Origin of the sequence: Dyadobacter sp. CECT 9275 (genome assembly GCF_907164905.1) — a bacterium.
GTDB classification, from domain to species: domain Bacteria; phylum Bacteroidota; class Bacteroidia; order Cytophagales; family Spirosomataceae; genus Dyadobacter; species Dyadobacter helix.
In genome coordinates, this window is the sequence record NZ_CAJRAF010000002.1 from 3,275,792 (window position 1) to 3,289,847 (window position 14,056).

Genomic DNA, 14,056 nt, shown 5'->3' on the forward strand with positions numbered 1-14,056 from the left:
CGGCAGTACTATTTTTTACAGTCGCTTACAATTTTTTTCAGGGTATCTGCAATCTGCCGCCCTGAAACGATATTTTCACATTCAATTTTTACCATGTTGACGTAATCCGAAGGTGTGTCTCCCTTGAAAGATTTGATCGTCTTTTCCTTATTACGGGTTGAGATATTTACAAATACACTGCTTCCTGCTATTACCATCTCAACCGAAGATGCGTCCATTTCCGTTAAGCTCAGTTCATACCTCAGTGGCCCAGCATTTTTTCCGTCCGTGATGGTCCGTTTAAAAACGAGCTGGCACTTTCCCGCTTTTTCCAATACCTGTGCACCCGCTTTCACGACAATACGGGAGTTGGTCAGCCGCTCATTGATGAACTGGGTTTCCATACCTGGTTTGGGGGACACAGGTTTAACAGACGCCCGGCAGTCGGTTATCACCCTTTTCACAATTTCGGGCAAGTAACGAATACTCTCAATATCGTCCGAAATGATATCAAATGAGGAAGTGTAACTTTGCTTTTCGCCATTCTTCCAGACCTCGATAAATTTTTGCTTGTCTCTGGTTTCAACACTCATTTCGAAGACTTTACCTGACACCTTAATTTTCGGTGACGACTCGTTGATATCTCCCCAGGCAAACCGGTATTCGCTTACTTTCCCGTTTTCATTTACAGACAGTATGGCCTGGCACTCCGCAACAATAGACTGACCGATTTCCGGTGTATTTTTAACGGCCGTTTTAATCTTTTTCAACCCGTCGGCCAGGGAGGAATACACCGGTTTCAATTCATCACTTACCGGGCCTGCCAGCGGCAGAAGTTTTTGCAGTATCAGCTTTCCTTCCCGCGCTCTTTCCACATCATCAAAATAAAAACGAACTGATTTTTCATTGCTCTGGACTTTGCCGTTCTTCACGTATTTAATGTAACCCTGTTTCGAGCGCGTAGCAAGTTCCAGGTATATCCATTTACCGGAAACGCCCATTTCAACATTACGCTCGTCCATATCTGCCAGGTTGAAATCAAAAATCTCTTCTTCCACCTTACCCTTGTCACCCGGCTGCAGAATCAGTTTCACTCTCAGATTTTTAAAGCCTTCGGCATAAGTAATACCCTGCTTGTAACTTTCCCCCGCTGCATTCAGGCTTATTACATTGGCCTTGAGCCAGTCTGTCAGAAAACTGTACTTACTCACAATTTTCAGTTTGCTCTCCATTGCCTTCTGCGCCAGCGGAACTGATTTCTGCAGGGCTGCGGTCAGCGCCTTCGCATTGTCTATCTGGTCAGCATATAATGTTATCTCGCTCACGTACTTCACCTGCTGCTCTCCTTCCTTTTCTTTGATGAACCCGTGTCCCTTGATGGCTTTCATCTTTACGAGCATCTCATCCTTTTTAGCCTCATATTTGATAGAAGCGGGATCAATGTCGGCCAGATTAAATTCGTAAAGCCGGGTAACGGTTTGTCCCTTTTTATCTGTTCCGGTTATTTCGTAAAATACCTGGTAAGGACGTAATCCATTGGCGCGTAACGATTGTTTCCATTCATTACCCGAAGTTTTTACTGTTTTTAACTGGGCCGAAACTTCTTTCAGCGTGCTAAGTAAATCGCTCTGTGCCCGGACAAGGGAGTGTGACAAAATGGTTACCAGCGTCCATAAAAAAGCAGCCCGAAAAAATTTAATACTATTCATCAACATATTACATCAAAGATTTCATTGTCCAACTGTGCACCAGTACATTCTCACCATATAAGCTCGGAAAAAGCATATTCCTGAAATATTGATTCTGGGTAAAATTTCCGGAAGCAGCCGGTGCCGAAGCTCCGTCCAAATATATTTTATAATTTCCACTAAAACCATTACCAGCACTGCTCCTGCTCACCACCACACGCAAACGGTGCCGTTGCCCGTCAAAAACATTCGCAATCATACTGCCGTTGTTGGTAACCTGTCCGCTGGCAACGGCAACACGTGTAGATGTTTTTTTCTGGGCGTTGCTGTCAAACGCTCCTGAAAGTAAGGTGGAATATACCGAAGGACTCGATGACGAGGCTGTCTCAATTCCACAGACCCCCAGTGAGTTGTCATTCGAGGTGGCCACTACCTTGGTGGCCGTAAATGTCATTTCGGTTTCAAACCCTTTGGAAAAATCCAGTTTGTCTTTCCAGTATATGGCTGGCAAAGCGCAGGACCCGGAACAGTTAAGGTCATTGAACCTCACCCCTTCCCCGCTCATTGTAGCTTCATAAAGTCCCACATCGTTACGGAAGTTGTTGAAATTCCCAATCGAAAAATTACGTAAAGCACCATTGTTCTCACTTACTTCGGCTCGTTGGGCATAGGAATTGTCGCCGGTAAGCGCAACATCCGTGATACAGTTCTGCAGCGTGACCGGGTCCGTCACTCCTTGCTGCGCACAAATATTGCGTGCCGCCGCCTCCTGTGCCGAGGTAAGATTAACCTGTGTTCTTGGAAAATTACGATCGGTATAGGATTCTGTACTTTTCCCTGAATCGTAAATGAACAGCGACTCGGCCTGCTTGATGCGCCAGCTATCGGCGAAGACAGGATATAACGACTGATAGTTGTTCGCAACCGCCTGCCCCGTGCTGGTCACAAGGTCATTGGCGGCATTCCCGTCATAGTTTCCTATTATTCCTTTCACCTTACTTTTTCTGTTGATATTCAGGGTGATATAGTAGTCCAGATCCTGTGCAAACAACCGTACCTCCACCTGGTCGCCGTTGGCGTTACGGATGTAGAGCTGCGATCCATCCTTACGGATGGACCCGCCGTTGCTCAGTGCGTAATTTTCAAAATCAAAAGAAATGGCCTGCTTATTCACAGTGATACGGTTGGGCGGATACACGCAGACAACGTCGTTACCGGTATTCACGGCAACACCCGTATTAAAGGATACCTGGCCAGAGTTATTTTTGGATGCCACTTCCTGCTGCCGTGCCTGCACTTCAAACTTATCCGTTGTGGATTTCAGGGCCACAAACTCGCCCACCGCCATAAAGCTATACCGCGCCCGATCCAGCGTAGTGATGTGAGGGTCGCCGGTACTGATGGAAGTTGGGACAGGCTCAGTGTTGTCGGGGACGGGGTCAGGTTCATCACCACATAACTCCGATAATAAAGCCCATGGATCAGATTTAGCTTTCCAGTCATAGGAAATGGTCGGTGTGGCCTCTATCAGATCCAGTAATTTCACATCTACAAAGGCTTTTAATTCTACCCCAAAATAATATATAACATTTAAACCCTTTTGTAAGGTACTGCATGCACCTTCGAACCCTCCAAAAAATTTCATCCCAACTCCAACAGAAAAGCCATATTCCTTTACTTCACAATCTACATCAAAGAACTGGTAAAAATAATCCTCCATTTTCCCTTCGATTGAGGCTTCGACCTTGCCCTTAATTTCAAGACTAACCGGAGCTGGATCCGGTTGGGGGTTCTCTTCATTAATGTCCTGCCAGCATGAAGGTCCACCACATTTATTCCACTCTTTGCCCGTGGCTGAAGAATGATTAAGAGAAAAAATATTTCCTTCTACCTTGGCACTGCCGTCAAACTCCATTCCTGCATCCAACCTCACAACAGGTGTAATCATCACTGGTATACCAAAGACCAGAAAGACCTTTGTATTTAATTCCTTACATAACAAATTTTTCTCAAATTTGGCTTTTGCACTTCCTTTCAGAGAAGCAGATGCATTAAATTTTTTATCAATAGTATGTTTGACCTTGAATTTTTTCCAGTTGGAATCTTCAATAAAAATTTCAATTAAACCCTTGCCCTGGTATTCACCTGATACCGCAATTTTTCCTTCAACCGTTCCAGACGTAACTCCTCCTGCACCAGTAGTTGTAAGACTGAGTGGAAATTCTGCTGACAACGACTCCGTACCAAAAGTAAATTCGAACGTTTTGTGGATCCTTTTGAATATTTTATTCAGCGGAGCGAATTTATACTCCATCCTTATATTACCTGCAACATCTATAATCCTGGTAATTTCCGCAGCAAAACCTCTTGGTGCCTTTTCTGAAATATATCCTAAAAGAATATCTCCTGTCCTGAGTGATGACATCTGAGCAGTGACTGAAATGTGTCCGTTTCCTACTTGTGGATCGCTTTTAAACAACAAGTACGACGGTGTTAATTCAAGTAACTGGTTATTTTGATTGCTGTCCAGCACGTATACATTTTCATGTATGTCAACAATATTATCTCCGCCAGCCTGCTCGGCTGGTACTTCAACAATCCTTTTACAGGCCGTTGGCCAGAACACGGTTGCCGCAAAAACCACCAGCGAAAGCGATATCCTTAAATATTTTTTCATGACCCTGAAACGCGCTATTTTAGAAACTGTACTGATCTCCGCGTTTTCTGATCGTCACCACGTCCTTCTGGTCGTCCTCACGTTCCAGTATCCCGTTGTAACTCCTGGATCCCGAGGCAGTATTAATCGTTATGAAATAGCGCGTCCGGGGTGTACCTCCATAGTAATGCACAAATACCTTGTATTCACCGTCCGGCGCATTTTCCCAAAAAATGTTTTCAGGACCGTAACCATCCGTGTCGTCCCTGTCCAGCTGCCCGCCGGTGACATTGGAGCGCTTATCTCCAAAATAAATTTCTTCACCGCCAGGCTCAATCACGTGAAGATCTATGTCGGTATTGTCGGTATCCCAAGCCAGATTAACCTGCAACGAACCGGTACCAAGCTTTTGAATATCCACGCATTGTGTAACAGGAGTACTCACCCGGTTCAGGTCGTCATAGACCCACACATTCACACAGAACCTTCCGCTCAGGGATGCCGCCGGAATACCGATCGGCAAAGTAAACTGGCCCGGATTGTTTGGGTCTGGCTGCACAACAAAATAGGAATCCGATCCCTCTACCTGCACATAAAAGCCTTCAACCGTACTGCCCGAAGGAATATTAAAACCAAACGGAATAGCAACTGTACTACCATTGCTCGAAATGATTACGGTATTCGCCCCGGCGGTGATGCTGGGCCGAGTGCCCGTCTGGTTTGATGCAGGCGGTGCCCCCACGATACGCACCGTTCCATCTGGCAAAATGATGTACCGGCTGAAAGAATTGGGATCGGAAGGATCCACCACAATAGGATCAACTTCGATTTCTGTAGTTCGGGTGCAGCTCCCCATCAGGAGGAAAAAAACCGAAACGATAAGGATGTAATATGATCGGAACATTTTATTTCTTGGGTTTGAGTCCTTTTACTTAATTTCTTTTGATTTAAATCCGATCCCGATGCGTAATCCTGCGAAGTGCAGCGGATCGGTTATCTCACTAAAATCCTTATTGAGTATATAGTGATACTGCGCGGCCACGTCCAGGAAAACCGGGCCGAAATATTTCTCAAAACCTATGGCCGCACCCACCGCCGGAATAAATCCTTTGGTCGTGATCGTCTGCAGGCCATTGGGGTGCAACTCCGAAGTTTTCGTGGTACGTTTGGTTAGCTGCCCTCCTCCGAATGGGTTGAAATAAATATTCCGGATAGGATAGAGTTTCAACCCAACCTGAAGGGGAATCCGGGTTACTTTGTCTTCCGCAGTAAACTGTAGTATTTTTTCCGGCACCATGCTCACATATTTTCTTTCCACCTGCCATTGTGAAAATCCTGTCTGGAAAGTCACGCCTACCTTGCTGGTTAAAAAGTAACTCAGTTGAATTCCTCCGCCAAAACCCTGCAGCATTCCAATACCCGTGTTGAGGTCCGACCAGTTTTTAGAAAGACTTTCAATCACATACAGTCCTTCTCCATAAACGGTTACTCCAAAAGCCTTTCTGGGCTTAGGCGCCGAAGGTGTGAAAGATAAATTTTGATCTCCTGTTGGATCATCGAATTTTTGCTTTATCTCTTCCCTTACAATGGGCTGGAATACCACACTGGTACCATCAGCAAACCTGATCTGCGAAACCTCTGTCGTTTTTACTTCCAGCAGGGGCGAGGACTCATTGAGTTTGTAGAGAATCTTTTTGTTGGCATCATCTCTGTATATGAACAGGACCTCCTCCTTTTGTCCGTTCATGAAAAGAATTTCATTTTTCTGCGTCTGGTCAAGCCCGACAAATTCCATTTCCACACGTCTGTTCTGGCTTTTTCCAAACTCCGTTTTGTTGGTGGCCACCGGTCTCAGGGAGCCATAGCCCTGAAAACTCACCCGGCTGGCTCTGATACGACCGATTGTCACCAAATAATCTCTTACCGATTTAGCCCGGTTTAAAGATAATTTCCTGTTGGCTTCGGCATTTCCGACATTATCCGTATGCCCCGTTATTTCAAAAACGATAGAGGGCAACTGATTCAAAACGGAAGCAATCGTATCCAGATATACCTTACTGACCGGCTTGATCGCCGCCGAATTGGTCTCAAAATTGATGTTCTTCATCTTGATCCTGACACCGGCCATGGATGGTTTTTTACGGAGTGAGTCCAGAATTGTCTCCAGCAGGCCTTGCTGTGGTGCCGCTGTGGAGGTCCTCAATTTCTGCCCAGCTACTGAACCTGAGAGGATGCAGAGAAAAAAAAGAAATACATAAACTTTTTTCATAACCTATTAATTTTTGATAATGCCTGTTTTATAAATATGAAGGATGATTTTCCCATGGTGCTGCCAGTATGCTGTTCACTTCAGAAAACGACTTCTTTAAAGCAATCCACCGTTTTTCTCCGTTTCAGATAAGCACACCTCCCTTCTTCCCCTATTAATAGCTGGAAGGAGCTGCAGGTAACCGCACTTTAAAGAAATTATTTACACCTTTTCGGAGAATCTGAAACCAATGGCAGCTCAACAGACTCATTTACAATTATTTGATTTACCTTATTAAATGAAGCAGATAGTGGTTTCGAAGGAATTGCCGGAGCAATGGCGGAGGCAGTTTTCATACGTAGGCCGATAGCAGGTTATTAGAATTACGAATTTGTAACCAGAACCCGTCTGATTCAACCTACATCTCACGAACCAAGCATTTTACCTCATGAAAGGAATAATTTTTCCAATGAAACAGTCCTTGCCGTACTTCATGACCACTTCCAGGATTTGAGACAAGCAGGCTCAATCAAACCCGCGGGTGGCTTTTGCACACTTCTCCAAAAAAGAGCAGCACAGAACGAAGTTTAGGGTGAGACCTTTGGCCAGCCAATGGTATACAGTATGGGATTATTTCCCGTGGTGGTGAATTGATACCAACACCCGGGAGGCAATACCACGCATTTAACCAACGGTTATGGACCCGCTGAAAATATTAATTGTAGAGGACGATTTACAAACTGCCCATGAAATACAAGCCTGCGCAGAGGAAGCAGGACACCAGGTAACAGGTATAGCAAGAGACGCAAAAGGTGCCATGAAACTGGTAAAGAACGATCCGCCTGATATTGCAGTAATTGACATCAAACTAGGTAAACTTCCGGAAGCTGGTATTGCTATTGCCCAGGAAATCCTGTCGCAGCACTGGATACCTTTTATTTATCTTTCCTCTTACTCCGACCCGGCTACGGTCGAAAAAGCCCGAAAAACGTTTCCCTCTGCTTATTTACTGAAACCCTTCCGGCCGCAGGAACTGCTCATCCAAATCAGCGTGGCCCATACTAATTTTTTCAACCAGAGCAGAAACATCAATCATCAGACTATGAACCAGAATAACTTTTATCTTCCGTTTGATAACGGACATGAACAGATTACCACAAGGGATATTCTCTATCTGGAGGCAAAAGGCGCGTGCGTGAATGTGTATCTGATGAACCGCATAGGTCCCAAAATGATCGGTATGACACTCGGAAATCTGTCGCAATATTTTACAACACCTAATTTTTTCCGCCTTTCCCGTTCGTTGTTCATCAATATGGATCACCGCAAGCGCATTGAACGAACCCATATCTATCTGGGTGATGAAAAAGTTGTTGTAGTAGAGATTTCGGAAGCTAACCGAAAGGAGCTTTTAAAAAAACTTAAAGTAGTGCGCACCAAATAATTGCTGACAGCAACAATATCCTTACTGAGAATTACCATTTATTCAGGATCAAGCCGTTTCTTTGCACAGGAAAAGATCAGTAAAAAACATGTACGATATTGTTGTTATCGGTGGCGGGATTGTCGGTCTTGCCACAGCCCTGCGTTTAAAGGAACAGAAACCCTCGCTGAAACTGCTACTACTTGAGAAAGAAAACGGTGTGGCCCGGCATCAGACAGGCCACAATAGCGGGGTAATTCATTCGGGACTGTACTATAAACCGGGAAGCCTGAAAGCCACCAACTGTATCCGCGGTTATCAGATGCTGATCGACTTCTGCAACCGTGAAGGCGTTCCCTATGACCTGTGCGGGAAAGTGGTGGTGGCCACCAGCGAGGAGCAGAGGCCCTTACTGCGAAATCTGTACGAAAGAGGAATGCAGAATGGGCTGGTAAATAACCGGATGATATCCCAAGCCGAAATAAAGGAAATCGAACCCCATGTGAACGGTCTGGAAGGTATATGGGTACCTTATACCGGAATTATTGACTACACGGCCGTTTCTGAAAAATATGCCGACTGTCTTCGTAAACTGGAGGGGGAAATCCGTTTCGGGCAAAAAGTGACGGATATCAAAAACCGCAATACGCACTCAGAAGTAGTTACCGCAAACGGTAGCGTATTTGAAACCAGGCTGGTTGTGAATTGCGCCGGCCTTTATTCCGATAAAATTGCCCAGCTTACACAGGCTGAAAACATAAAAGTACAGATCATTCCTTTCCGGGGCGAATACTACAAAATACGCCCCGAGAAACATCACCTCGTCAGAAACCTGATATACCCCGTTCCAGACCCCAATTTCCCCTTCCTGGGCGTCCATTTCACAAGGATGATAGAAGGAGGCGTAGAAGCCGGACCCAACGCTGTATTTGCCTTCAAACGTGAAGGTTACAAAAAAACGGATATTAATTTTCCGGAACTGCTGGAAGCGTTGGCCTGGCCTGGTTTCAGAAAAGTAGCCGCCAAATACTGGCGCACCGGTATGGGTGAATATTATCGGTCATTTTCGAAAGCAGCATTTACAAAAGCATTACAGGAACTGATACCGGAAATTGAAAGTACTGACCTTATTCCGGGTGGAGCAGGCGTGCGGGCACAGGCCTGCGACTATGACGGCGGCCTGCTGGATGATTTTTCGATCATTGAAAACAAAGGAGCTATCAATGTATGTAATGCTCCCTCTCCGGCGGCAACGTCATCGTTGTCCATTGGACAAACTGTTTCCGAAAGAGTGCTGGCGAGGATCTGAGTTTCAGGCGCTCTGTGAGCAATACCTGCACAGCCATTCGTAATATCACTTACATCGGATGTAATTGGTCACCTGCCTTTCAAAACCCTATACATTAACAAGATTTTTGAAACAAAATAAAAGTGTCCTCCCAAGCCAGGAAGGACACTTTTATTTTGCTCGGGAAGATGCTATAAATTATTCGTGCCCGATTTTACTGTGTTTTTTACCATAGGTAAAATAAACAGCCAACCCAATCGCCAGCCATATTCCAAGACGGTACCAGCTTTCAACCGGCAGGGAATACATCAGATATACACACACTACGATACCCATGATCGGTACAAAAGGGACCAGGGGCGTACGGAACGAACGGTGAAGCTCAGGGCGCTTAACACGTAACATCCATACACCTACACACACCAGACAGAACGCAAATAGGGTACCGATACTCACCATATGCCCAAGGTCGCTCACCGGAACAAGGCCAGAGAATAAACTCACAAAAAGCATAAAGAAAATATTGGTTTTGTAAGGTGTGCTGAACTTAGGATGAACCTGGCTAAAGAATTTGGGAAGCAGGCCGTCCTTACTCATGGAATAAAACACCCGGCTTTGTCCCAGTAACATGACCAACATCACCGAAGTGTAACCCGCCAGAATGGCGATAATGAGCGCTGTCTGAAGGCCGTCATAACCCGTTTTGGCAAAAGCCGTAGCAGCGGGCTTGGCATCATTGGCAAATTCAGTATACTTTACAAGACCTGTCATGACGTGGGCAAAGAGCACATACAAAATCGTACAAACGATCAAAGATCCCAGGATACCGATAGGCATGCCCTTTTGCGGATTCTTGGCCTCCTGTGCAGCAGTTGACACCGCATCAAAACCGATGAAGGCAAAGAAAACAACTGCGGCTCCTGTAGCAATACCACTCCAGCCAAAGTTTTCATACTTACCCGTATTTTCAGGAATGTAGGGCACAAAGTTTTCAGGATTAATGTGGCTCCATCCCAGGGATATAAAGATGAGTACGACAGCTACTTTAATGACCACCAGAAAGTTGTTCAGAAAAGCTGAGCCCTGCGTTCCTCTCATCAAAAGCAACGACAACAGACATACGACCAGAATCGCAGGCAGGTTTACAATACCGTTATCGATGATCGTACCATCGCTCAGTTTTACTACTTCAAAGGGCGAACAAACCAGCTGGGCCGGAAGGTGAATACCAAATTTGCTCAGAAACTCAAGGAGATACCTGGACCAGCTCACCGACACCGTTGCTGCACCCAGCGCATATTCAAGCACCAGATCCCAGCCGATGATCCAGGCTACAAATTCTCCCATAGTCGCATAGGAGTAAGTGTAAGCACTACCGGCAATAGGTATCATAGATGCAAACTCTGCATAACACAACCCTGCAAAACCACAACCCACAGCAGCAAGAATAAAAGAAATGGTAACCGCTGGCCCCGAGTGTTCAGCGGCTGCAATACCTGTTAACGAAAAAAGACCCGCGCCGATAATTGCCCCGATTCCCAACGCAACCAGGCTAGCGGAACTTAAAGAACGTTTCAACTGATTTCCTTCGCCTGAGGATTCCAGCAACAATTTTTCAATTGGCTTCTTTATCCAAAGTTGATTTGCCATAGAGAGTTATTTATTATAGAGATGATTCCATTATTTCATAAAACTAAAATAAAATTCGCTAACAAAGCATTCTGGTAGAATAAAAAAGGGAAAGCCTGGTAAGCTTTCCCTTTTTTATTTCTTTCTATGCCTTCATTTTCTTTCCAGCCGTTTCCGTCACCGCAGGAGCCGCTGCCATTTTCTTGTTATCACGCTGCAGAAGGTCTACCACGATTGGCGCAGCAACAAAAAGCGAAGAATAGGTACCTACGATTACACCCAGCAACATACAGAATGTAAATCCACGGATCACTTCCCCGCCAAACACGATCAGTACCAAAAGTACCAGAATCACCGAGATACCTGTTACGGCCGTACGGCTCAGGGTACTGTTCAATGCGTTGTTGATGACGGTTGGCAGGCTTTCGTTTTTCGCTTTGTCCTGGCTCAGGTAATCCCTGATCCGGTCATAAATCACCACCGTATCATTCATGGAATAACCGATCATCGTCAGGATTGCTCCGATAAAAGCCTGGTCAATATCCAGTGAGAAAGGCAGGATACCGTTGAACAGAGAATAAATGGCCAGGATAATGACCACGTCGTGGAACAGTGACATCACCGCACCGTAGCTAAATGCCAGTCTTTTAAAACGGATAAAGATATACGCAAAGTTAGCAGCAAGAGCCAGGAGAATTGCATACACGGCAGAAATCATGGTATCATAAGCCATTGTAGGACCTACTTTGCTGTAACTTACGATTTTGGCCTTATTGTCTTTCATTTTGGAAGCACCTTCCAGTACCTTGGCCTGAGCCTGCTGGTCTGCATCCGGAGAAGTATTATCAATCAGATAGGCCGTTGTAATCTTTACCTGATCTGACCCGCCAAAAGTTTTTACTTCGGGGGTTGATTCCAGCGCATCGCTCAAAGCAGAACGCAGTTGGTCTGTCTCTACCGCTTTTTCAAAACGCACAACGTAAGAACGTCCTCCTTTGAAATCAATACCCAGCCCAAATCCTTTAAAAATAAAGGAACCGATCCCAATCACGATGATCACGGTTGAAATAATGTAAAAACGGCGTCTCTGGGATACAAAATCAAAATGGTTATCCTTAAACCAGTTTTTGGTAAGAGCCGAATAAAACGCAAATGTTTTGCCTTTCGCTACCTGTGCCTCAAGGAATAAACGAGTAATGAAAATAGCAGAAAAAAGCGAGGTGACCAAACCGATTACCAGCGTGGTGGCAAAACCCAGAACCAGCCCTGTTCCGAAAATCCAGAGAATAACCCCTGTTAAAAGTGTAGTTACGTTGGAGTCAATGATGGCGGTCAGCGAATGTTTAAAACCATCGGTCACAGCGAGTTTGAAAGGTTTACCCTCATTAATCTCAGCTTTAATCCCTTCATAAATGAGTACGTTTGCATCCACGGCCATACCAATGGTCAGTACGATACCTGCAATACCTGACAGTGTTAATACAAAGCTCATCGAAGCCATTACCCCCAAAAGAAGGAACAGGTTCATCAAAAGGGTAATATCTGCGATCCAGCCTGCACGCGCATAATAGGCAACCATGAAAACCAGAACGATGATCAGACCCACAATCGAAGATACCACACCGTCCCGGATAGCCTCTGCTCCAAGGGTGGAACCAACTACAGCTTCTTCAACGATATTGGTGGGGGCGGGTAACTTACCCGCCTTCAATACGTTGGACATATCTTTTGTTTCTTCCACCGTGAAATTACCTGTAATACTTGAGTTTCCGTTTGGAATCTCGCCCTGTACGGTCGGAGCAGTATAAACCAGGTTGTCAATAATAATAGCTACAGGGCGGTTGATACTTCTGGCAGTTAACGAGCGCCATTTACGAGCTCCTTCACCGTTCATACGCATGGTTACTTCCGGACGTCCGCGGTCGTCGTAGTCGTGATTAGCATCAACGATCACATCACCTTCCATGGCAGCCTGGCCACCTTGTTTTTTGATAAAATATAACGGGAGAATTAATTGTCCGTTTGCGGCTTCAGTACCTTTACGATCCCACATGAATACCAGATCGGCAGGAAAAAGCGTACGCACTTCCGGACGTGCCAGTATTTTATTAGCTCTTGCGGTATCTTTCAGATATACCCCCAAACCTTGCGGCATTGGAACAAAAAGGCTGGTGAGGGCTGCACTTTGAGCCGCAATAGCTGAACTATCCTTTTTGGTAGAATCGCTTTTTTGCGCAAGCTGTTCCGCCAAGCTGGTAGCTGCCGCTTTTTTGGTTGTATCAGCTGCCGTAGCCGGCGCTGCAGAAGCGGTTGCTTTCGCAGCTGCTTTCTGGCTTGCCTCCTCTTTGGAAAGAAATGCACCTAATCCTTCAATGGCAGGGGCCAGTTCGTTGGTCAGATATACCTCGCAGAACTCAAGTTTTGCAGCACCCGATAATAGGCGACGTACACGCTCAGGGTTTTCTACACCCGGTAATTCCACCAGAATACGGTTGGTATTGGGCAAGCGCTGAATGTTGGGGTTGGTCACACCAAACTTGTCAATACGTGCCTGTGTGATCTGAAACGCACGGTCAATGGCTCCGCTTACTTCTGTTTTCAACATTTTGGTCACCTCCGAGTCAGACGAATTGCTGCTGATCTTTCCGCGGTTTGCACTGGTTGAAAAAACACTCGCCAGGCTGGTATTGGGCGCTGCTTCTTTGTAAGCCTTCACGAACAAGTCAACATAAGAGCTGCTGCTGGACTTCTGTGCTTCGCTTGCATCTTTTATGGCCTTCTGGAAAGCAGCACTGCGGGCGTTTCCACCTGCCATCCCTTTCAGGATATCCACTGGTGACACTTCAAGTACCACGTGCATACCTCCTTGCAGGTCGAGCCCCAAGGTAAGTTCACGTTCCATTACTTCCTGCAGGGTTTGGCCCAGGTAAACATCTTCACGCCAGAGCGAATCAATGTAAGCCTGCTTTTTAGCCTGGTCTACCTGGCCATTAGCATTGGTAGCATACGCCTCCGCTTTCCCTTTGATATTTCTGGATACAAAGGTGAAAGAAAGGTAATAGATACTGATAAGGGCAAACACAATGGTTAAGCCGATTATTCCATTCTTATTAGTCATTGGGTAATTATAAAAGTTATTACTGAA

The 14,056-nt window shown here is 45.6% G+C and carries 8 protein-coding genes; 2 read left to right on the forward strand and 6 right to left on the reverse strand.

Features of this window, described 5'->3' with window-relative positions:
* Positions 1–8 precede the first annotated feature (8 nt).
* Genes KOE27_RS21265 through KOE27_RS21280 form a run of 4 tightly spaced genes read right to left on the reverse strand, consistent with a single transcriptional unit; the run spans position 9 to position 6,592 of the window.
* Positions 9–1,688 (reverse strand): hypothetical protein, encoded by a 1,680-nt coding sequence (locus KOE27_RS21265; protein WP_215240799.1) that lies wholly within the window; start codon positions 1,686–1,688, stop codon positions 9–11.
* A gap of 7 nt (positions 1,689–1,695) precedes the next feature.
* Entirely contained in the window at positions 1,696–4,344 is a 2,649-nt protein-coding gene (locus KOE27_RS21270) for a VWD domain-containing protein (RefSeq protein ID WP_215240800.1), read from the reverse strand.
* Positions 4,345–4,363: 19 nt separating this feature from the next.
* Complete coding sequence (locus tag KOE27_RS21275; RefSeq protein ID WP_215240801.1) at positions 4,364–5,227, reverse strand: YfaP family protein; 864 nt, start codon at positions 5,225–5,227, stop codon at positions 4,364–4,366.
* A 24-nt stretch (positions 5,228–5,251) separates the two neighbouring features.
* Positions 5,252–6,592 (reverse strand): OmpA family protein, encoded by a 1,341-nt coding sequence (locus KOE27_RS21280; protein WP_215240802.1) that lies wholly within the window; start codon positions 6,590–6,592, stop codon positions 5,252–5,254.
* 676 nt (positions 6,593–7,268) lie between these two features.
* Between KOE27_RS21280 and KOE27_RS21285 the strand changes: the two genes are divergently transcribed.
* Positions 7,269–8,015, forward strand: coding sequence for a response regulator (locus KOE27_RS21285; RefSeq protein ID WP_215240803.1), 747 nt, complete (start codon positions 7,269–7,271; stop codon positions 8,013–8,015).
* An 88-nt stretch (positions 8,016–8,103) separates the two neighbouring features.
* Positions 8,104–9,303: an L-2-hydroxyglutarate oxidase gene (gene lhgO, locus KOE27_RS21290; RefSeq protein ID WP_215240804.1), complete on the forward strand. Its 1,200-nt coding sequence runs from the start codon at positions 8,104–8,106 to the stop codon at positions 9,301–9,303.
* A gap of 177 nt (positions 9,304–9,480) precedes the next feature.
* On the opposite strand, the gene KOE27_RS21295 is transcribed toward lhgO, so the two are convergent.
* Both KOE27_RS21295 and secDF read right to left on the reverse strand, forming a co-directional pair.
* On the reverse strand, positions 9,481–10,932 hold the full coding sequence (locus tag KOE27_RS21295; RefSeq protein WP_215240805.1) for an amino acid permease: 1,452 nt from the start codon (positions 10,930–10,932) through the stop codon (positions 9,481–9,483).
* Between the two features lie 124 nt (positions 10,933–11,056).
* A complete protein-coding gene (secDF, locus tag KOE27_RS21300) occupies positions 11,057–14,029 on the reverse strand; it encodes a protein translocase subunit SecDF (protein ID WP_215240806.1) in 2,973 nt (990 codons plus the stop codon).
* Positions 14,030–14,056 lie beyond the last annotated feature (27 nt).

Excerpts from the sequence above, each read along its gene's own strand:
- KOE27_RS21265 (WP_215240799.1), bottom strand. The coding sequence starts at position 1,688 with ATGAATAGTATTAAATTTTTTCGGGCTGCTTTTTTATGGACGCTGGTA.
- KOE27_RS21270 (WP_215240800.1), bottom strand. The coding sequence starts at position 4,344 with ATGAAAAAATATTTAAGGATATCGCTTTCGCTGGTGGTTTTTGCGGCA.
- KOE27_RS21275 (WP_215240801.1), bottom strand. The coding sequence starts at position 5,227 with ATGTTCCGATCATATTACATCCTTATCGTTTCGGTTTTTTTCCTCCTG.
- KOE27_RS21280 (WP_215240802.1), bottom strand. The coding sequence starts at position 6,592 with ATGAAAAAAGTTTATGTATTTCTTTTTTTTCTCTGCATCCTCTCAGGT.
- KOE27_RS21285 (WP_215240803.1), top strand. The coding sequence starts at position 7,269 with ATGGACCCGCTGAAAATATTAATTGTAGAGGACGATTTACAAACTGCC.
- lhgO (WP_215240804.1), top strand. The coding sequence starts at position 8,104 with ATGTACGATATTGTTGTTATCGGTGGCGGGATTGTCGGTCTTGCCACA.
- KOE27_RS21295 (WP_215240805.1), bottom strand. The coding sequence starts at position 10,932 with ATGGCAAATCAACTTTGGATAAAGAAGCCAATTGAAAAATTGTTGCTG.
- secDF (WP_215240806.1), bottom strand. The coding sequence starts at position 14,029 with ATGACTAATAAGAATGGAATAATCGGCTTAACCATTGTGTTTGCCCTT.